Origin of the sequence: Paenibacillus sp. FSL M7-1414, from assembly GCF_038003195.1 — a bacterium.
Lineage (GTDB): Bacteria > Bacillota > Bacilli > Paenibacillales > Paenibacillaceae > Paenibacillus > Paenibacillus amylolyticus.
Map to the genome: position 1 here is coordinate 1,588,770 of NZ_JBBOOS010000001.1, position 19,468 is coordinate 1,608,237.

Sequence of the window (19,468 nt, forward strand, 5' to 3'; positions counted from 1 at the left end):
AAATCTATATGCCACTTAACTCATCTTTTATTTTATTTAATCAAATGTTGATAAGGGGAATAATCGATTTTGTTTTTCTCCAAAAATTTTACCAAAAACTTATTATCCCGCTTCGGTGTGGCAATAATGTATCCTTTGATGCAATGATCTCTCGATACTTCCGTGGCATTGTCTTCGACTGCAATCTTACCGATCTCTGCAGCAATGGAATGTTTGGCGATGTCACGAAATGGCCCGGGCACAGGCTCCACTAGTTGATCCAAAAAAGCTTTGGCTTCATCTGTCCATAAGTGACGGCTGGCTTCAACCCAATAATTCTGCCAATCCAGTTTGGACTTTCCGTCTGCTTTTGGTAGCACTTTCAAAAACTTGCGCATCATGAAAAATCCACCGATACACATGCTGCCTAGCAATAAAAAAGTCCAGAATGCGATCGTATTCATAAACCAATTGCTGGGGGAATAGCTGGTCAGTATCATCGCGTAGGAGTCGAAAATCATTGCGGAGTCACCTCGGTTCATTGATTTTCACGGAAAGACGGATTCCGTCTACCCATGTTCCACATATTAGCTGTCAAAAATAGCCTCTATCCCGAATTATAGCGCATTTCTAGATTTATTTCGATAATCGCGTTAGAATAAGGGATAATTCAGAATAAGGGGGATCAATAATGCTGAAAATCGGCTCCCACGTGTCCTTTTCGGACAAGGGATTATTGAGTGCAACGAAGGAAGCGTCCTCGTACGGTTCCAGTTCGTTTATGATATATACGGGTGCACCACAGAATACACGTCGCAAGCCAATTGAGTCCATGTATATTGAAGAAGGCAAGGTTGCCATGCAAGAGGGTGGAATGAAAGATATCGTTGTCCATGCACCGTACATTATTAATCTTGGTTCATACAAAGACAACACGTTTAGACTGGCTGTAGATTTCCTTCAGGAAGAGATTCGTCGGACACATGCTATTGGTGTGAAGAACATCGTATTACATCCCGGCGCATTTACAGACAAAGATGCCCACTATGGGATCGGACGGATCGCAGAAGGGTTGAATGAAGTGCTGGAAGGTGTGAAAGAGACGGATGTAAACATCGCTCTGGAAACCATGGCTGGCAAAGGTACGGAAATGGGTCGCAGTTTCGAAGAAATCGCTCAGATTATTGAGAAAGTAACGTATAACGAGCGCCTGACTGTGTGTATGGATACATGCCACATTCATGATGCCGGATATGATATCGTTAATGATTTTGACGGTGTATTGGAACAATTCGATCGTACGGTAGGACTTGACCGCATTGCCGTAATGCATATTAATGATAGTAAGAATGCTGTGGGTGCGCACAAGGACCGTCATACACCAATTGGCTCTGGCTGGATCGGGTTTGAAGCGATTAACCGCATAGTCAACCATGAGAAGCTTCAAGGACGTCCATTTATTCTGGAGACACCTTGGATTGGTAAAGAGGCCAAGACACAGCGTCCAATGTATGAGGTGGAGATTGCCCTGCTTCGTGGGGATGTTGCCGGTCGATTTGGCCAGGAATTCCTGACAGAAGTAGAACAGTTGCAACACTTTTTCAAAGGTAAAGAGATTGAGTCTCGTTCGTATATTCTGGATGTGTGGACGTTGCTCAAAAATGATGCCAAAGCCAAAAAGGCAGATCCGCGCGAACCGCTGGAACGCCTCTATGACATGGTGACTGAAGCTGCACTATTCCCGCATTTGAATGAAGAACAACTGAATCATCGCTTGATTGCATGGCTTGCGGGTTAATCCCGCAGGTCATGGCTTAATTGAAGGAGGAAGAATAACCCGATGGAGATCCACGCTAAACAAGTACGCCCTGATTCTAAAAACCGCGCCGATCGTGCGCGCATGCTTATTTCCTGTCCTGATGGTCCAGGAATTGTAGCTGCCGTATCTCATTTCCTGCACCAGCATGGTGCAAACATTGTTCAGTCGGACCAGTATACAATGGACCCTGCTGGCGGCATGTTCTTTATGCGGATTGAGTTTGATCTTCCGCAATTGTTGGTCAATATGCCGAAACTGGAAGCTGATTTTGCAGAAGTAGCAAGCCGTTTCCAGATGGAATGGACGTTATCTGCGGTCAGCCGCAAGAAGAAACTGGCTATCTTTGTATCCAAAGAAGATCACTGTCTGGTTGAATTGTTGTGGCAATGGCAGGCAGGCGACCTGGATGCAGATATTGCGCTTGTGGTCAGCAACCATCTGGACATGAAGGACTATGTAGAATCATTTGGCATTCCATATCATCATATCCCAGTTACAGCAGATACGAAAAAAGAAGCGGAACAGCGCCAACTGGACGTCATCGGCAACGATGTGGATGTGATCATTCTGGCTCGTTACATGCAGATTATCTCTCCGATGTTCATTGAGCATTACCGCAATCGAATCATTAATATTCACCATTCGTTCCTGCCAGCCTTCGTGGGTGGTAAACCGTATGCGCAGGCGTACAACCGCGGTGTCAAAATTATCGGTGCGACAGCGCACTATGTTACGGAAGAACTGGATGGCGGCCCGATTATTGAACAGGATGTGCAGCGTGTAAGCCACGGGGACGATGTAACCGAGCTGAAGCGTATTGGACGTACCATTGAGCGTGTTGTGCTCGCACGTGCCGTGAAATGGCATGTCGAAGACCGTGTTCTTGTTCACGAAAATAAAACCGTTGTATTTTAAGCTCACGCTTTAATACTGTGCAAGGTTGATTCGGAACCACGTAATAGACTAACAATAAAGCGACCCCAATTCGTTTACGAAACGGGAGTCGCTTTTTTTGTTGTGTTGATATACTTTCCGCACAAGCCAAGCATAATACCAAACAGCAGATGTCCTACAATCCAGTAGAGGATGGCGGACACATCGTACAGGTCTGGCACACGTGATGACAATTGAGAGAGTGGGATATAGAGCAAGGACGAGACTGCACCAAGTAAAATCCCTTTGATCATAGGGCGGCCTGAATGCCTTACCCACCACAGATAGAAGATACCGATGACAACGGACACGATGAGATGCAAAGCAAATTCAATGAATTCGGGTAAGGTTGGCGGAAGACCAGGCACAAAATCAATATTCAGCAGCAGAGTGTATACTTGTTCACCTGTGATGGCCTGAATCATTTTGAGGAAAAATCCCAGGACAACTCCCGAGAGAATTCCCGTTAAAATACCGGATATCCAGGGTAATGAGTGTTTTGCCGATGTTGATGGGTGAGCAGCAGGATCTGGCATGATCGAGACCTCCTATGATTGACGCGTGTACATCTGAAAAAAGTAAACCACAGCCCGAATTTTGTAATCCATATTAAGGAACATTATATGTGAATTGAGGATGAATATCTAAAAAATGCATGGTTTTCAGGTTAAAGGTTATACTTCATGCGATGGATTTGCGAGGCTCCTTAAGTCTGTTTTTGGAATTTAGTACCTTGTACAATACGATTTTTGCTTGATAGGCCAAGGATTATTCATCACAAACCACCGATTTTTCACGAACTTCTAAAAGAAGGTTATGGAAAAGCTTCACGCCAAGTGATACAATACAAAAGTGAATAAGTCAAAATGAAACACTCAAGCGGATTCACTTATTGTGAAATTCGGTTTGCTTGTATGATGAGAGGGATACGCTTGCGCACCCGACTTATCTAAAGACATGAGGAGGACAAACCATGACTGACAAGAACGAAGCGATTCAAAAGGACGAGAACACTACAATCGACAACCTGTCGATTACTACCGTACGTACTTTGGCGATTGATGCAATTGAGAAGGCAAATTCCGGACATCCGGGTATGCCGATGGGCTCCGCTCCAATGGGGTACCAACTTTTTGCAAAAACGATGACTCATAACCCGGACCACCCAACTTGGGTTAACCGGGACCGTTTTGTCCTGTCTGCAGGACATGGCTCCATGTTGCTGTACAGCTTGCTGCACCTGAGCGGATATGATCTTCCAATGGAAGAACTGAAACAGTTCCGTCAATGGGGAAGCAAAACTCCGGGTCACCCGGAATTCGGACATACTGCAGGTGTTGATGCAACAACCGGCCCACTGGGTCAAGGTATTGCAATGGCTGTAGGTATGGCGATGGCTGAAGCTCAACTGGGCGCAACATACAATAAAGACAAATTCAACGTAGTTGACCACTACACTTACGCAATCTGTGGTGATGGCGACTTGATGGAAGGCGTATCTCATGAATCAGCTTCCCTGGCTGGACGTTTGCACCTGGGCAAACTGATCATGTTGTTCGACTCCAATGACATCACGTTGGATGGTAAATTGGATCTGTCTTCTTCCGAAAGCATCGCGAAGCGTTTTGAAGCTTATGGCTGGCAAGTGCTGCGCGTTGAAGATGGTAACGATCTGCCTGCAATCGAAAAAGCAATTCAGGAAGGTCAAGCAGATACACTGCGTCCTACACTGATCGAAGTTAAAACGGTTATCGGTTATGGTAGCCCGAACAAACAAGGTAAAGGCGGCCACGGCGGTACTCACGGATCTCCACTGGGTGCAGACGAAGCCAAATTGACTAAAGAGTATTACAAATGGGTTTACGAAGAAAACTTCCACGTACCAGCTGAAGTTCGCGATCACTTTGCACAAGTGAAAGATCGTGGTATCTCTGCTAACAAAGCATGGGACGAGAAATTTGCCGAGTACAAAAAAGCTTTCCCTGAGCTGGCAGCTCAATTCGAAACAGCGATTAACGGCGACCTTCCAGAAGGTTGGGACCGTGATCTTCCTAAATATGCAGCAACAGACAAAGCTCTTTCCACTCGTGTAGCATCCGGTAACGCTCTGAACGGTCTGGCGCACAACGTGCCACAACTGACAGGTGGATCTGCTGACTTGGAAAGCTCCACAATGACTCACTTGAACAACCTGGAGAACTTCACACCTGAAGATTACTCCGGCCGTAACATCTACTTCGGTATCCGTGAATTCGGTATGGCTGGAGCAATGAACGGTATGGCACTGCACAGCGGTGTGAAAGTATTCGGAGGTACGTTCTTCGTATTTACCGATTACCTGCGTCCGGCTGTTCGTCTGGCTGCCCTGATGGGATTGCCTGTAACGTATGTTCTGACTCACGACAGTATCGCTGTTGGTGAAGACGGTCCTACGCACGAACCGATCGAGCAATTGGCATCCCTGCGTATCATTCCTAACCTGACGGTTATTCGTCCGGCTGATGGTAATGAAACTTCGGCTGCTTGGGCTTACGCGCTTGAGAACAAGAGCAACCCGGTTGCACTCGTACTCACTCGTCAAAACCTGCCGATCCTGGAAGGTACGGTTGAAGGTTCACGTGAGAACGTGAAACGTGGTGCTTATGTTGTCTCTGATGCAAAAGATGGCAAAGCGGTAGCACAAATTATCGCTACAGGTTCTGAAGTGCAATTGGCTGTTAAAGCTCAAGCAGCACTTGCAGAACAAGGCATCCAAGTTCGCGTAATCAGCATGCCAAGCTGGGATCTGTTCGAGAAACAAGACAAAGCTTATAAAGAGTCCGTTCTTCTTCCGGATGTTAAAGCTCGTCTTGCAATCGAAATGGCTTATCCAATGGGCTGGGAGAAATATGTTGGAGATCAAGGTGACATTCTCGGAATCAGCACATTTGGTGCATCCGCGCCTGGCGACCGTGTTATCCAAGAATATGGCTTTACAGTGGATAACGTGGTTAGCCGCGTAAAAGCATTGCTGTAATAGCTTCATAAGCGCTGCTATGATTGGGAGGGCGTCATGCTGTCCTGATCCATGGCAGTAAGTTATTTCCGCAGAGATGGGCGGTGACTCATGATCGCCCTGATCTGTTTTGCCTTTTGTTTTCATTAACTTCAGGGGAGCGGGTACGCATGTCACAATTCGATCAAGTCAGTGTAGTGAAAGAGGCCAACATTTATTATGATGGTCAGGTAACCAGCAGAACGGTTATTTTGGGGGATGGCAGCAAAGTGACTCTGGGCATCATGCTTCCAGGCAGTTATGAGTTCGGTACGGATTCCCGTGAAATTATGGAGATTCTGTCCGGAGATCTGAAAGTATTGCTTCCCGGAGAAGAAGAGTGGCAAGAGATTCAAGGCCAAGCTACGTTCCACGTGCCTGCCGAATCCAAATTTAAACTGGAGATACGCAGCGTTACTGACTACGTCTGCTCGTACCCGGCGGAATAACATAAGAAGGGTAAGCAGAACCGCAACCCGCGGATTCGGTTTACCCTTTTTGCTTCTTGAATTCTAACGACAAAGTTCGAGCTGCAAGCTTGTCAGCCCCGTGGATTTGAAGTATCCTTAAGGCAAGTTGTTTAGAATGGAATACGGACATAATATAAGAGGTTGTTCAAAAAGTCCGCTTTTGATTACAAAGTTTGAACACGCACTATAATCGAAATCAGGAGGTTTTTGAGATCATGGCAAAAAAAGTGACATTTGACTATAGCACGGCATTGCAATTTGTAAATCAGCACGAAGTGGATTATTTCGCAGAACCGATTCGTCTGGCTCATGAGCAGCTTCACAACGGAACAGGAACAGGCTCCGATTATCTGGGCTGGATTGACCTGCCAACGGCTTATGACAAAGAAGAGTTTGCTCGCATTCAAAAAGCGGCTGCCAAAATCCAAAGCGACTCCGAAGTACTCATCGTTATCGGTATCGGTGGATCATACCTGGGTGCACGTGCAGCGATTGAAATGCTGACTCACTCGTTCTATAACAATCTGCCAAAAGACAAACGCAAAACGCCTGAAATCTATTTTGCAGGAAACAATATCAGTTCAACATATGTAACTCATTTGCTGGATCTGGTTGAAGGTAAAGATTTCTCCGTTAACGTTATCTCCAAATCAGGTACAACAACAGAGCCGGCAATTGCTTTCCGTATCTTCCGTGCAGCACTGGAAGAGAAATATGGTAAAGAAGAAGCACGCAAACGCATCTATGCTACAACAGACAAAGCGCGCGGTGCATTGAAAGAACTGGCAAATGCAGAAGGATACGAATCTTTCATTATCCCGGATGATGTAGGTGGACGTTACTCCGTTCTGACAGCTGTAGGTTTGCTGCCAATCGCAGCAGCTGGTATCAGCATCGAAGAAATGATGCAAGGTGCGGCTGACGCATCCAAAGAATACAGCAACCCGAACGTAGCTGAGAATGAAGCATATCAATATGCTGCTGTTCGTAACGCATTGTATCGCAAAGGCAAAGGCACTGAGATCCTTGTAAACTATGAGCCATCCCTGCACTTCGTGTCCGAGTGGTGGAAACAACTGTTTGGAGAGAGTGAAGGTAAAGACTACAAAGGGATCTATCCTGCATCTGTTGATTTCTCTACAGACTTGCACTCCATGGGTCAATTCATCCAGGAAGGTAGCCGGAATATCTTCGAAACTGTTATCCAGGTTACTGAAGTTGCTGAGCATATCTCAATCAAATCCGATCCGGACGATCTGGATGGTTTGAACTTCCTTGAAGGAAAAACTATGGACTTTGTTAACAAAAAAGCGTTCCAAGGAACACTGCTTGCACATACAGATGGTCAAGTACCAAACCTGATTGTGAACATTCCAGATATGACTCCATATTCTTTCGGATATCTGGTATACTTCTTTGAAAAAGCATGCGGTATCAGTGGCTACCTGCTGGGCGTCAATCCATTTGACCAACCAGGCGTGGAAGCTTACAAGAAAAATATGTTCGCATTGCTGGGCAAACCAGGCTTTGAAGAAGAGAAAGCAGCGCTCGAAGCGAGACTTTCCGAATAATTCATCGGTCTGCTCATATAGTTGAATAAGGTAATGTAAATCTAACCGGTAATCACTGTTTGTGTAAGATGCAGGGTTCCCGGATGTAGATAACCAGGGCAGTTCGTCCGCGTTCGCGCGGTGAACTGCTTTCTTGTAAAATGGACTCAGGAAAAGATCAGAAAGTTGGATTTAGGATGATTGAACGTTATCGCACGGTTCGAGGACCGGGCAATCTGGAAATTGTAATCAAGAAGTCGCGATTTATCGGTCATATTATGCCGGTCACGACAGAGGAAGAGGCTGTTGCCTTCATCGATGAGATCAAGAAAAAACATTGGAATGCAACTCATAACTGCTCTGCATACATGATTGGGGAGCGGGACGAGATCCAGAAGCAATCCGATGACGGTGAACCCAGCGGAACAGCAGGGAAACCCATTCTTGAAGTGATCAAAAATCAGAAATTAAAAAATGTGGCAATTGTGGTTACGCGATACTTCGGGGGAATTATGCTTGGAGCTGGCGGGTTAATTCGTGCTTATACGGATGGAGCTGTAGCAGCCATTGAAGCCGGAGAAGCCATTACCAACGTGCTGCATCGTGAAGTGTTTGTTGAACTGGATTATACGTGGCTGGGTAAAGTGGAAAATGAGTTAAGAAGCCGGGAAGTCCGTACAGGTGAAACTGGATTCACCGATAAGGTTACGTTGACTTGTCTTCCGCCGGATAGTGAAACCGAGGCTTTTATAGCCTGGATCACGGATTTGACGCAAGGGCAATCCCGGATCACGGAGGGACAGCGGCTTTATTTTATTGAAGGGGAATAAAATATATGGCTAGAAGAGCAGTCGAACAGGAGTTGTCGAGGGAGCGGATACTGGAGGCGGCGAGGCACCTTTTTATTACCAAAGGATACCGCGCCATTTCGATGCGAAGCATCGGCCAGCATCTGGGCTATAGTCATGGGTCGCTGTATTATCACTTTAAGGAAAAGGCAGAGCTGTTCTATGCCATCGTGGTTGAAGATTTCAATCATTTGGGGCATTTGCTGCTACAAGCCATGGTCAGGCCAGTTCGTGATGATGTGAGCAAGGTAGAGCACATTATGATGGAGTTTATTCGCTTTGGTCTGGAGAATCCATACCAATACGAAATTATGTTTATGATCAGGGACGAAGAACTGTTGTCTTATTGTCGTACCGAACAGGGACGTTGCTTCGAATTGTTTGCATCGATTATAAGGCAGTATATGAATGAAGCGAACTGTACGGAAGAGGATATTCAAAGGGTACCGCGTACGCTATTTTTGGCTATGCACGGATTCATTTCTTATTACATTCAGGACCGTTTAACGTTTGTGGAGATTGAATCGTCTGCGCTGTCTCATGTCAAAGTGCTGTGCCGCAATCTGGGTCAGCAGCCTGGCGACCAATAATGGCGCTGTTGTTGCACCCCTACACTTCAGGGCGGTGATTTGTCATAACTTTAATTCTTTATAACGTTGTCTCGCGAAAGTTAATATGCGCAGTAGACCAAGTCAGGCGGCTCCGACCCGAAATGAGGGTGGACCGCCTGTTTGTGTTTGCAAAAATGAACGAGTAGGTGGCAGGCCTATTGGACCCAACTAACCTTCCATGATTTTGAGAAAGTACTCCCGCTCACGTGGTCCATCGAATTCGCAAAAGTAAATGCCTTGCCAGCGGCCAAGCAGCAGTCTGCCTTCGTGAATAATCACCGTCTGTGATGGTCCTGTTGTGATCGATTTCAGATGAGAGGCTGTATTGCCTTCGGCATGTCGATATTCGGGATGCTCCCAGGGGTACACCTCATCCAGGCGTAACAAGACATCGTGTTTCACATCCGGGTCTGCATTTTCGTTGATGGCAATACCTGCCGTCGTATGTGGACAGTAGATGAGCACCGTCCCATTCTGCACCCCGCTACTCTGGACAACCTGCTTTACGTCCCATGTGATATCCTTCATTTCATCTCGTGTGGAAGTGGATATATTCTTCTTGTATAACATGTTAAATCACTCCTTAGGATCTCATTTCTTACCCTCGATTGTACCTTAACCACTACATACCAAACAAACCACATATGAAGACGGATATTTGAATCGCGCAATAACGGAGAGGTCAGAAATAACCTGAAGAAGCGGAAGCTAAAAGCTTTCTGTAGGAAAGCTGCTTCGGAAGCATAAGTTTCGCCTTTATCACCGGATTTCCCCTTAAAAAGGGGATCAAAGAAATCTGGGGATAACAGTGATCGGAAGGTTGTTCTGGCTGCGCAGTGTACAGTGCGATTTTTATTAATCGTTCTCATATGAGGCCCAATTATATTCAATAAAAGCATTGACGATTAGCACTGCAAACTGGTAAAGTATCAGAAAAGCAAAACCAAGTAGACTAATGGGAATAATATTAAAGTAATATCATCCAACTTAGGAAAAATGTCGTATTAAATCCAGGAAGACTGCCGACCGGAGCTAAAGCCGGAGGCTGGGAGGGAACGCAGCAATGAATACCGTTCTTCGTCATAAGGGATGGACTTGGGGATTCCGCAGTACCGTATTGTTATATTTTATCGTACTTATTGTACTTCCAATCATCGGTGTGTACGTCAATTCCTTCTCTGAAGGATGGAGCAACTTTGTTCAGAGCATTATGGACCCCATCGCGTGGAAAGCCGTACTGCTGACCATTCGGCTGGCCGTCATTGCCACGCTGATTAATGTGGTTTTGGGCACGATGATCGCCTGGGTGTTGACAAGGTATCGCTTTGTGGGCCGATCGTTTCTTAACAGTCTGGTTGATCTCCCGTTTGCACTGCCAACAGCGGTGGGCGGCTTGATGATTATGTTGCTTTTGGGTCCGGTCAGTGCCATCGGGAAACTGGCAGAATCCATGGGATTTGAGATTGTATTTCACCAGCCCGCCATTGTTATCGCGATGACCTTTGTCACGTTTCCGTTTGTTATCCGTGCAGTGCAGCCTTTGCTGGAAGAAATCGATCCTTCCGAGGAAGAGGCCTCGTACACGATGGGGGCATCCAAGGCTCGCACGTTCATGCAGGTTATTCTGCCTTCCATGGCACCTGGCATGATCAGTGGGGGGATGTTGGCTTTCTCCAGAGGACTGGCTGAATTCGGGGCTGTTGTGCTGGTGGCTGGTAACATTCCGGGAAGAACACTGACTGCTTCCGTATTTATTTACGGGGAGATTGAAAGTGATAATCCAACGGGAGCCGCCGCGGTATCCGTGTTGCTCCTGACGCTCTCCTTCCTGATCCTCTGGCTGATCAATCTGGTGCAGATGCGGGGGAGAAGACGATGAGACGACTGTTAATCGGACTGACGTTTGCGGTATTTATTGTACTGCTGATAATCCCGCTTGGACGCATTTTTATTGGCGCATTTGAAGACGGGGCAGGTGGATTCCTGAAAGGGTTAATGCGTCCTGAGGCGTTACATGCCTTGATGATGACAGGACTGGTGGTTCTGGTGGTCACCCTGTTAAATACATTGTTTGGCATCATGATGGCTCTGTATCTGGTTCGTGCCGGATGGCTGAGTGAACGGATAAAAGGGCTGCTGAACAGCATTGTAGACCTGCCTTATGCCGTATCTCCTGTCATTGGCGGTTTGATGATTGTGTTGATGTTGGGACCTAACAGCATTATGGGCGCTTTTTTTGAAGGGATTGGATTCAATGTGGTCTATGCCTTCCCGGGTATGGTGATCGCAACGTTATTTGTTACCTTTCCACTGATGGTCAGAGAGGTTATGCCTGTCCTGCAGGAACTCGGTTCCCAGCAAGAGGAGGCCGCATCTACACTTGGCGCTTACGGCTGGAGAACGTTCTGGAGTGTGACATGGCCTTCGATCCGCTGGGCGGTAGTGTATGGTCTAGTCTTGACGGTTGCGCGCTCGCTTGGGGAATTCGGTGCAGTGCTGGTGGTATCCGGTAATATTATGAACAAAACGCAGACCGCAACAACCCTGGTGTACCAGGATGTTGAGAATTTTAATGTGGCTGCCGCAAATGGTGTGGCATTGGTGCTGGTCACCTTCTCCGTCGGGCTGCTGCTTATGATGGAATGGGCCAAGAAGCGAAAGGAAGTGCATTGATATGCATGTAGAAGTCCGTGATCTGAACAAACATTTCGGTGATTTTCATGCGGTAAAAGATGTCTCATTCGATATTGCCAAAGGCCATCTGATCGGTCTGCTTGGACCCAGCGGAGGCGGGAAAACGTCCATTCTACGGATGCTTGCGGGTCTGGAGAATCCGGGTTCTGGAGAAATTCGCTTTCATGGAAAAGTGGTGAACCATCTGCCTCCACAGGAGCGGGGCATCGGATTTGTATTCCAGAACTATGCCTTGTTCAAACATATGACGGTATTTGAGAATATCGCCTTTGGACTCAAGGTCAAGAAGACACCAAAAGCCCAGATTCGTGATCGGGTTATGGAACTTGTTGAACTGACCGGGTTAAAAGGTTTCGAACAGCGCTATCCACATCAGTTGTCTGGTGGGCAGCGTCAGCGTGTTGCTTTTGCCAGAGCACTCGCCCCGGAGCCCCAGCTATTATTGCTGGACGAACCGTTCGCGGCCATTGATGCTAAGATCCGTCAGGAACTGCGTTCATGGTTGCGTGAGTTGATTGAACGGGTAGGGATTACTTCGATATTTGTAACGCATGACCAGGATGAAGCGATTGAAGTGGCGGACGAAATCATGATTATCAGCCAAGGTCGTCTCGAACAGAAGGGCACACCTTGGGATATCTACAAAAACCCTCAGACACCGTTTGTGGCTACATTTATCGGGGAGTCTACGGTTGTGGAGGATGCCTCCCAGTTGAAAGGATTCGAACATGCCGTCGAGGGGGAACATACCAAAGCGCTGATTCGACCGGAGTATATTGAAATCGGCTTGAAAAACGAATTCACCATGTTGTCTGCAACGGAAAAAGGTACAGTCAAACATCTTCATTTCCGCGGCAGTGAATGGATGGTAGAGGTGGACGTACAGGGTCATAAGTTAATCACTTATCGTTCCCTGGAGAAAACGACATTGGAGATCGGTCAACAAATTCGAGTCCTTGTACACCGTGCATACCTGTTCAATGACTCCAACAGTTGGGTGGTTGAGAACCGACTGAAGGAAGATCCGATGCCGGTGATGATTTAGATCAAGTGGAAGAAAGGGGCTGCCATGCAGACGAGGAAGAAGAAAGCCATACTCTTATATGTTGCCCTCATGCTTCTGCTCGTCTGCATGACCGCTGGGTGCAGCAAGCAGGAGGAGTCAAGCGAACAGAACGAGCCCTCTGGTAACGATTCATCCAATACGCTGGTGATTGGTGCTTATAGTGTAGCAAAAGACGCTGTAGGCGAATTGCTGCCCAAGTTCCAGGAGGAGTGGAAGGCAAAAACCGGACAGACGATTAACTTTCAAGAGTCCTATGAAGCTTCGGGCACACAGGCAAGAGCCATCGTTGGTGGATTCGAGGCTGATGTGGCCTTGCTCGCGATGGAGAGTGATATCGAGAAGTTGGTCAAAGCCGATCTGGTTAGCTCTGATTGGAAACAGACCCCTAATGAGGGCATGATCACCCGTTCGATTGTTGTTCTGGGAACAAGAGCAGGCAACCCGCTGGGGATTCGTGATTTTCAGGACTTAACCAAGCCGGGAGTGAAGGTGCTCTACCCTAATCCAAAGACATCCGGAGGCGCACAATGGGACATTAATGCCATTTACGGTGCTGGATTGAAACTGTCGGAGGAGCAAGAGGGGAAGAAAGATCCTGCCGCAGCCAAGGCTTTTCTCGAACAGGTACATCGTAACGTTGAATCATTGGACAAGAGTGGGCGTTCTTCGATGGCGGCATTCGAGTATGGTGTCGGTGATGTCATCGTCACGTATGAAAATGAATTGCTTGCCCGGATCGCCAAAGGTGTAGATTATGACATCGTCATTCCGAAAAATACGATCCTGATTGAGAACCCGGCAGTTGTGGTGAATAAATATGCTGACAAACATGGGAATCGTGAACTGGCGGAAGCTTTTGTCGCCTATCTGCGTACACCAGAAGCACAGCGCATTTTTGCCAAGCATGGTTTTCGTTCAGTAGATCCGGATGTATTTGCACAGACAGAGTCGACATTCCCAACGCCAGAAGGACTATTTGATATCAACTATCTGGGTGGATGGGACGAGGTACGCAGTACGTTGTACTCCAAACGCGGCGTGTGGTATCAGGTGCTCGCTGGATTATGAGTATTGCTGATGTAATCGAATAGGTAACCGAACATGTGGATACTAAACCTTCATTTCAATGGAAGTAGAGATGGAGGTTTTTTACTGCCAAAAGGTTATAATAGAGGTATACTGAATCATGATTGTTACATAGTACTAGCAGGAAGGTGTGAGTTGGATGAGTTCAGAAATCAAATTATCCCAAAGTACAGCAATTCGACTGGAGCAGGCCCGCGGTAAGGGGATGCCTGAGGAAGAAATATTAAAAGCCATTCAAGCCAAAGATGTTTCCGCTTTTGACGCCGTGTCTGAAGAGGAATACCGATATAACGAATTTTTCTCGTATGCGGATGAGCATGGTGAAAATCTGGAGGCAGCAGTAAAAGATGGCTACCGGATTACCTTTAACACGCGTGGTGGACTCGGAATCTGGTTGGAGAAAGCCTTCAAGGTACAGCCCGAGAAAGACTTCACGGTGGGTGAAGGAATCGTCACCGGATTACAGTTGAAACCGGAGCAGGCAGAGGTACTGGCGAAGCGGCTTGCATCGAACTGGGTCATTACGGATTCGAAGGATGTACCTGCGGGTCAGGAACTGACGTTGAAGCTGCGGGCACTGGTATAGTTCTAGCGCGGAGTGGATGTGACTCGAATTAATCGGTCGTGGCCTGTTTAAAAGGTAAGGCCTGATCTTCATGCGGATGACCCGCTTATAAGGTTGCATCACATGCTGACGAAGCGTACGCTCCCGAATGGAGCGAAGCATGGAATTAAAGTCTGACGGTGAACGGTCAGACCACAGACTGTCCCGAATTGCAGTGGAGAACTGCAACGGGAGGGTCTTTTTTTTTGCAAAAACGGAGGTGGACGATTACAATCTACATATCATTAATTCAGGGGGAATGCGGATTGGATCAGCTAACATTTCTGGGCACAGGCGATGCGATGGGCGTTCCACGTGTGTATTGTGATTGCGACGTATGTACAGAGGCGAGGCTTACGGGAGAGAATAAACGGAAACGCTCTTCTGTTCTGATTGACGGTGGTGGGGATGATGAGGGTGAACAGTTCATGATTGACTGCGGACCAGACTGGAGATCACAGATGGAGGATCAGGGATTGCGTATGGTGCATACGCTGCTCATCACTCATGCCCATTTTGACCATATTGGAGGATTGCCGGAATGGGCGGATGCGTGCCGCTGGCTGGGTGTGAAGGGGCGTTTGTATGCACCACGTGAAGTGATTGCCACCATTCAGGGACAGTTTCCTTGGTTGGGTCGTCATATGGACTTTCTGGAAACGGATGATGATATTGAACTAGGCGGCTGGAAGGTACATTCCTGGAAAGTATGCCATGGACATAACGGGTATTCGTACGCCTATCGACTGGATCGAGACGGGTATAGCTGGGCGTACTGTTCAGATGCTATTGACCTGAAGACATCCGAAAAAGAGCCATTGCACGGACTGGATATGCTGGTCCTTGGAACAAGCTTTGTGCATGAGCTTGCGGAATTCTCAACACGTTCCGTGTACGATATGCGTGAGGCGCAGGAGCTGCTGTGGGAACTGAAGCCAGGTCATACTTATTTTACACATATGTCTCATGACGTCGATGTACGGCAGAATTATAATCTGGATCAAGGTATTACGATTGCCCTTACCGGGATGAAGGTGCCGCTTGGAACATTAAAGCTGGAAACGAATGCGTAACTCAACTTAACTAGCGTAACAAAAATAAATTCAGAAGAGCGTATCCTTTACAAGGGGTTCTTCGTTTACATAGTGTAAGTCAAAATCAATCAGGAACCAGCAAAGGGGGGCCCCCAAGATGGCCTTTGTGAAGTCCGTGGATTGCAGAATCAACAGACCACATGATGATGGTAAACAAGATAAATTCGATATTGAATTCAATGGCAACGACAGAAAAAATCAATTGAACCAGTGCATCCATACCGTACTACCCGATCTGATGGGTTCGTTGTATGCGTATTGTCTATCTCTGACGAAATCAGTTCCAGACACGGAGGATCTGGTTCAGGAGACCTGTCTCAAAGTATTGTCGTCGAGAGTGGTTGGAACTTCCGGGATGAATAAAGATATAAACTGGGAAGCTTATCTCATTCGTATTGCTCGCAACAGCTGGATTGATATCTTACGTCAGCGGGAGAGATTGGCTTATAAACTGGATAGCTTGAAGCCGCTCCTACACGAAATGGAGGAGGAAAGGCGATTCGAGGAATTGGAGTCTGCCGTACAACTTCTTGTAAATACGCTACCACCGTGGCAGCGAGTGATATATGTATTACGTGAATTAATGGGTTATAGGGCGGCAGAGACTGCGGAAATGCTGGATACGACTGAAGGTGCTGTGAAAGCAGCGTTAAGTCGTGCACGCTCTGCCATAGCTGAAGTGAGGCACAGGTTGGAACAATCGGACGCTGAATTGCAGTATGAGGAAGGCGCAGTGGAGGACAATCGGGAGGAACTGCGCAGCTATCTGCTGGCATTTCGTAATGGGGATACAGCCCGAATCATTGATCTGTGCCTGAACCGGACCGATGATCCGATGGCTGTGGCGGGCACGATTTTGCAGCAGACTTTGCCGTCTCCAACCATGCAACCAATGATGTACGGGTACTCTACTTCTGGCATGAACTCGATGTCGTATGGAGGCGGATACACGGTCAACATGGTTGCCTAAACCGAGGAGGCGACACGCTTGAATGTAGTGCCCTATGTAGTGGAACAGACAGCTCGCGGAGAGCGGAGTTATGATATTTATTCACGTTTGCTCAAAGATCGGATCATTATGGTGTCCGGAGAAATTGAGGATCAGATGGCAAATGCTATCGTGGCCCAGTTATTGTTTTTGACTGCAGAGGACCCGGAAAAGGACATCCAGATGTACATCAACAGCCCTGGTGGGTCGGTGACTGCGGGATTCTCGATCTATGACACGATGCAATTTGTGAAGCCGGATATCTCCACGATCTGTACAGGTATGGCGGCAAGCTTTGGCACGATACTGCTGGTAGGTGGAACAAAAGGTAAACGTATGGCGCTGCCCAACAGTGAGATCATGATCCATCAGCCACATGGCGGTACGCGAGGGCAGGCATCCGATATGCTGATTCATGCTAACCGCATCATTCAGCATCGTCAACGTCTTAACAAGCTGTTAGCCGACCATACAGGACAGTCAATTGAGCGGATTGAGAAGGACTCGGATCGAGACTATTTCCTGACCGCTGCGGAAGCAGTCGAATATGGATTGGTGGATAAGGTCATATCCAGCACATAACATTAGCCTGGGAGGTCATATGACCTTTCGAGCTTGATTAATCAAGAGGACGAACAGGAAACTGACGTCCTCTTTTTGTCGTCCAGATTAGCTAGCCCGTGTCTATGGATCGAATCAGATTGAGAATAATGTGAAATAAAGATTGACCATCGGTAGGTATAGTGTATATATTATATATACACACTATACCTACTGGAAACTACGTAACATCAATGAGGTGAGGAAAGATTAACATTTTAATATCGAATGCTTCGAGCGATCCGATCTACATGCAGATTCTAACTCAGATCAGACAGAGCATCTTGAGCGGAGAATTGGTTGCTGGAGATAGTCTTCCCTCCATTCGGCAGCTCGCCAAGGATCTGCAAGTCAGTGTTATTACAACTAAACGTGTCTATGAAGAGCTGGAGAAGGAGAAACTGATCGATTCAGTTGTAGGCAAAGGGAGCTTTGTATCCGGAGCCAATCAGGACTTTATTCGAGAGCGGCGGATGAAACAATTGGAAGAGAAGATGCTCGAAGTGATTCGTGAGAGCAGAGAACTGGGCATGAGTTCACAGGATGTAATCCATCATCTTACATTGTTGGTTGAGGAGGAATAAGCATAATGAACGCTATCGAATTACGTAATGTAACCAAAACGTATCCCTTATTTAAAGTAGATAATGTATCTCTGGATGTGAAAAAAGGGTATATCACGGGACTTATTGGTCCGAATGGGGCGGGAAAGAGTACTTTGATCAAAATGATCACGGGTCTGATCCAGCCCGATAAGGGGAGCCTCAAGACATTGGGCAGTGAGATGCCAAATCAGGAAGTTGATATCAAGCAACGCCTTGGCATTGTGTCAGATGAATGCTTTTATTATGAGCATCTAACGATCCGGGAGATGACACAAATGATCGCTCCTTTTTACACCAAATGGGATAATAAAGCGTTCAATGACTACTTGGATCAGTTCGAACTGTCTCCCAAAAAGAAAATCCAGGATCTGTCCAAAGGCATGAAGATTAAGTATTCTCTCGCCGTAGCTTTGTCGCATGAAGCGGATCTGCTGATTATGGATGAACCGACATCCGGGCTTGATCCTGTGTTTAGGCGGGAACTGCTTGATCTGCTTGCAGATATGATACAGGACGAAACAAGGTCTATTATTTTCTCAACGCATATTACGACGGATCTGGAACGTATTGCAGACTACATTACGTTTATTCATCAAGGGAAACTGGTGTTTAACGAGGCAAAAGATGATGTGCTGGAAAGGTATACGATTGTAAAAGGGGATATGGGTCTGCTTGATTCCGACATTCGGAAACATTTCATCGGAATACGCGAGACAGCCGTTGGTTTTGAAGCATTGTCGGATCATAAGGCAGAGGCCGAACAGTTATTTGGAAGGTTAGCTCTTTTACAAAGACCTACGTTAGAAGACCTCATTTATTTTACGGCGAAGGGAGGACGCAAATATGCTTAACTTGCTTCGTAAAGATTTCATTGTACTAAAAAGTTCACTGTGGACGATTGGGTTATACCTGGTGGTATTTAGTCTCGCCTTTATACCTAAGAGTGAAATGTCAATGTATTTTGTAGGCATCTACACAGCCTTTGGTTCGGTCATGCTGGCAACCATGATTGATATCAAGAACCATAATCACAATTTCCTGGTCACACTCCCCGTTAGCCGCAAACAGATTGTAAAAGCCAAGTACCTTTCTGCTATAATCTATACGTTATTCGGGGTACTCGCGTCGTTTGGGATTCACCAGCTTGTGAACCTGAATTATCCTGAACTGAACAAGCCGAATTATTCATTTAGGGATATTGTCATTTCCATAGGCATGGTGCTTGCGCTGGTTTCCATATACATGCCTCTTTTCTACGGGCTTAGCAAAAAAGGAGCTGGTATCATCAATGCGATATTCATGGTCTGCATGATTATACTGGCGCAACCCGTTGCGTACCTCATGAGTATGGCCAACGAGAACGGTATGATTACCACAACGACAATGGCATCGGTTTCTGTAGGCATTATAGGTTTGTTTGTAGTGTCTTATCTTATTACGATCCGCCTGTTTGCAAGAAAAGACCTTTAAGCACAGAGCGGGTGCAG

General features: G+C 46.7%; 21 protein-coding genes. 18 read left to right on the forward strand and 3 right to left on the reverse strand.

Annotation, left to right across the window (positions count from 1 at the left end; all coding sequences use genetic code 11):
• Positions 1–32 precede the first annotated feature (32 nt).
• Positions 33–500, reverse strand: coding sequence for a DUF2621 domain-containing protein (locus MHH92_RS07100; RefSeq protein WP_253506432.1), 468 nt, complete (start codon positions 498–500; stop codon positions 33–35).
• Positions 501–670: 170 nt separating this feature from the next.
• On the opposite strand from MHH92_RS07100, the gene MHH92_RS07105 reads away from it, so the two are divergent.
• Entirely contained in the window at positions 671–1,777 is a 1,107-nt protein-coding gene (locus MHH92_RS07105) for a deoxyribonuclease IV (RefSeq protein WP_340902858.1), read from the forward strand.
• Positions 1,778–1,819: 42 nt separating this feature from the next.
• Positions 1,820–2,713 (forward strand): formyltetrahydrofolate deformylase, encoded by an 894-nt coding sequence (gene purU, locus MHH92_RS07110; protein WP_340902861.1) that lies wholly within the window; start codon positions 1,820–1,822, stop codon positions 2,711–2,713.
• Positions 2,714–2,787: 74 nt separating this feature from the next.
• Here the strand turns inward: purU and MHH92_RS07115 are convergent, their stop codons facing one another.
• Positions 2,788–3,267, reverse strand: a complete 480-nt coding sequence (locus MHH92_RS07115) for a hypothetical protein (RefSeq protein WP_100529924.1) — start codon at positions 3,265–3,267, stop codon at positions 2,788–2,790.
• Between the two features lie 437 nt (positions 3,268–3,704).
• Here MHH92_RS07115 and tkt point away from each other — a divergent pair, with 437 nt between their 5' ends.
• The 5 genes from tkt (at position 3,705) to MHH92_RS07140 (ending at position 9,223) form a co-directional block, all read left to right on the forward strand.
• Positions 3,705–5,747 carry a transketolase gene (gene tkt, locus MHH92_RS07120; RefSeq protein WP_036610788.1) on the forward strand — a complete coding sequence of 681 codons (2,043 nt, stop codon included), beginning with the start codon at positions 3,705–3,707 and terminating at the stop codon, positions 5,745–5,747.
• A 149-nt stretch (positions 5,748–5,896) separates the two neighbouring features.
• Positions 5,897–6,214: a pyrimidine/purine nucleoside phosphorylase gene (gene ppnP / locus MHH92_RS07125; protein WP_017689983.1), complete on the forward strand. Its 318-nt coding sequence runs from the start codon at positions 5,897–5,899 to the stop codon at positions 6,212–6,214.
• Between the two features lie 236 nt (positions 6,215–6,450).
• Positions 6,451–7,806: a glucose-6-phosphate isomerase gene (locus MHH92_RS07130; protein ID WP_017689982.1), complete on the forward strand. Its 1,356-nt coding sequence runs from the start codon at positions 6,451–6,453 to the stop codon at positions 7,804–7,806.
• Between the two features lie 176 nt (positions 7,807–7,982).
• On the forward strand, positions 7,983–8,615 hold the full coding sequence (locus MHH92_RS07135; protein ID WP_036669098.1) for a YigZ family protein: 633 nt from the start codon (positions 7,983–7,985) through the stop codon (positions 8,613–8,615).
• Between the two features lie 5 nt (positions 8,616–8,620).
• Complete coding sequence (locus MHH92_RS07140; protein WP_036669101.1) at positions 8,621–9,223, forward strand: TetR/AcrR family transcriptional regulator; 603 nt, start codon at positions 8,621–8,623, stop codon at positions 9,221–9,223.
• Between the two features lie 189 nt (positions 9,224–9,412).
• Here the strand turns inward: MHH92_RS07140 and MHH92_RS07145 are convergent, their stop codons facing one another.
• The gene (locus tag MHH92_RS07145; RefSeq protein WP_036669103.1) at positions 9,413–9,814 is read right to left on the reverse strand and encodes a secondary thiamine-phosphate synthase enzyme YjbQ; all 402 of its coding nucleotides are present in this window, start codon (positions 9,812–9,814) and stop codon (positions 9,413–9,415) included.
• A gap of 493 nt (positions 9,815–10,307) precedes the next feature.
• On the opposite strand from MHH92_RS07145, the gene cysT reads away from it, so the two are divergent.
• The 11 genes from cysT to MHH92_RS07200 all read left to right on the forward strand — a co-directional run bounded on the left by cysT (position 10,308) and on the right by MHH92_RS07200 (position 19,451).
• Complete coding sequence (gene cysT, locus MHH92_RS07150; RefSeq protein ID WP_017689978.1) at positions 10,308–11,123, forward strand: sulfate ABC transporter permease subunit CysT; 816 nt, start codon at positions 10,308–10,310, stop codon at positions 11,121–11,123.
• Positions 11,120–11,917: a sulfate ABC transporter permease subunit gene (locus MHH92_RS07155; protein WP_017689977.1), complete on the forward strand. Its 798-nt coding sequence runs from the start codon at positions 11,120–11,122 to the stop codon at positions 11,915–11,917. The genes cysT and MHH92_RS07155 overlap by 4 nt, the downstream gene beginning before the upstream one ends.
• Before the next feature lies 1 nt (position 11,918).
• Complete coding sequence (locus MHH92_RS07160; protein ID WP_036610770.1) at positions 11,919–12,983, forward strand: sulfate/molybdate ABC transporter ATP-binding protein; 1,065 nt, start codon at positions 11,919–11,921, stop codon at positions 12,981–12,983.
• 24 nt (positions 12,984–13,007) lie between these two features.
• Positions 13,008–14,072 (forward strand): sulfate ABC transporter substrate-binding protein, encoded by a 1,065-nt coding sequence (locus MHH92_RS07165; RefSeq protein ID WP_036610768.1) that lies wholly within the window; start codon positions 13,008–13,010, stop codon positions 14,070–14,072.
• A 157-nt stretch (positions 14,073–14,229) separates the two neighbouring features.
• Positions 14,230–14,676, forward strand: coding sequence for a hypothetical protein (locus MHH92_RS07170; RefSeq protein ID WP_340902870.1), 447 nt, complete (start codon positions 14,230–14,232; stop codon positions 14,674–14,676).
• Between the two features lie 284 nt (positions 14,677–14,960).
• Complete coding sequence (locus MHH92_RS07175) at positions 14,961–15,767, forward strand: MBL fold metallo-hydrolase (RefSeq protein ID WP_340902872.1); 807 nt, start codon at positions 14,961–14,963, stop codon at positions 15,765–15,767.
• Positions 15,768–15,885: 118 nt separating this feature from the next.
• Positions 15,886–16,758 carry an RNA polymerase sigma factor gene (locus tag MHH92_RS07180; RefSeq protein ID WP_340902874.1) on the forward strand — a complete coding sequence of 291 codons (873 nt, stop codon included), beginning with the start codon at positions 15,886–15,888 and terminating at the stop codon, positions 16,756–16,758.
• Between the two features lie 18 nt (positions 16,759–16,776).
• Positions 16,777–17,358 (forward strand): ATP-dependent Clp endopeptidase proteolytic subunit ClpP, encoded by a 582-nt coding sequence (gene clpP / locus MHH92_RS07185; RefSeq protein WP_036610761.1) that lies wholly within the window; start codon positions 16,777–16,779, stop codon positions 17,356–17,358.
• 227 nt (positions 17,359–17,585) lie between these two features.
• Positions 17,586–17,960, forward strand: coding sequence for a GntR family transcriptional regulator (locus tag MHH92_RS07190; protein WP_036610760.1), 375 nt, complete (start codon positions 17,586–17,588; stop codon positions 17,958–17,960).
• Between the two features lie 5 nt (positions 17,961–17,965).
• Positions 17,966–18,832, forward strand: coding sequence for an ABC transporter ATP-binding protein (locus MHH92_RS07195; RefSeq protein ID WP_036669112.1), 867 nt, complete (start codon positions 17,966–17,968; stop codon positions 18,830–18,832).
• Entirely contained in the window at positions 18,825–19,451 is a 627-nt protein-coding gene (locus MHH92_RS07200; RefSeq protein WP_100529019.1) for an ABC-2 transporter permease, read from the forward strand. The genes MHH92_RS07195 and MHH92_RS07200 overlap by 8 nt, the downstream gene beginning before the upstream one ends.
• Positions 19,452–19,468: the final 17 nt, after the last annotated feature.

Coding starts and splice junctions, on each gene's coding strand:
- MHH92_RS07100 (WP_253506432.1), bottom strand. CDS start 500: ATGATTTTCGACTCCTACGCGATGATACTGACCAGCTATTCCCCCAGC.
- MHH92_RS07105 (WP_340902858.1), top strand. CDS start 671: ATGCTGAAAATCGGCTCCCACGTGTCCTTTTCGGACAAGGGATTATTG.
- purU (WP_340902861.1), top strand. CDS start 1,820: ATGGAGATCCACGCTAAACAAGTACGCCCTGATTCTAAAAACCGCGCC.
- MHH92_RS07115 (WP_100529924.1), bottom strand. CDS start 3,267: ATGCCAGATCCTGCTGCTCACCCATCAACATCGGCAAAACACTCATTA.
- tkt (WP_036610788.1), top strand. CDS start 3,705: ATGACTGACAAGAACGAAGCGATTCAAAAGGACGAGAACACTACAATC.
- ppnP (WP_017689983.1), top strand. CDS start 5,897: ATGTCACAATTCGATCAAGTCAGTGTAGTGAAAGAGGCCAACATTTAT.
- MHH92_RS07130 (WP_017689982.1), top strand. CDS start 6,451: ATGGCAAAAAAAGTGACATTTGACTATAGCACGGCATTGCAATTTGTA.
- MHH92_RS07135 (WP_036669098.1), top strand. CDS start 7,983: ATGATTGAACGTTATCGCACGGTTCGAGGACCGGGCAATCTGGAAATT.
- MHH92_RS07140 (WP_036669101.1), top strand. CDS start 8,621: ATGGCTAGAAGAGCAGTCGAACAGGAGTTGTCGAGGGAGCGGATACTG.
- MHH92_RS07145 (WP_036669103.1), bottom strand. CDS start 9,814: ATGTTATACAAGAAGAATATATCCACTTCCACACGAGATGAAATGAAG.
- cysT (WP_017689978.1), top strand. CDS start 10,308: ATGAATACCGTTCTTCGTCATAAGGGATGGACTTGGGGATTCCGCAGT.
- MHH92_RS07155 (WP_017689977.1), top strand. CDS start 11,120: ATGAGACGACTGTTAATCGGACTGACGTTTGCGGTATTTATTGTACTG.
- MHH92_RS07160 (WP_036610770.1), top strand. CDS start 11,919: ATGCATGTAGAAGTCCGTGATCTGAACAAACATTTCGGTGATTTTCAT.
- MHH92_RS07165 (WP_036610768.1), top strand. CDS start 13,008: ATGCAGACGAGGAAGAAGAAAGCCATACTCTTATATGTTGCCCTCATG.
- MHH92_RS07170 (WP_340902870.1), top strand. CDS start 14,230: ATGAGTTCAGAAATCAAATTATCCCAAAGTACAGCAATTCGACTGGAG.
- MHH92_RS07180 (WP_340902874.1), top strand. CDS start 15,886: ATGGCCTTTGTGAAGTCCGTGGATTGCAGAATCAACAGACCACATGAT.
- MHH92_RS07195 (WP_036669112.1), top strand. CDS start 17,966: ATGAACGCTATCGAATTACGTAATGTAACCAAAACGTATCCCTTATTT.
- MHH92_RS07200 (WP_100529019.1), top strand. CDS start 18,825: ATGCTTAACTTGCTTCGTAAAGATTTCATTGTACTAAAAAGTTCACTG.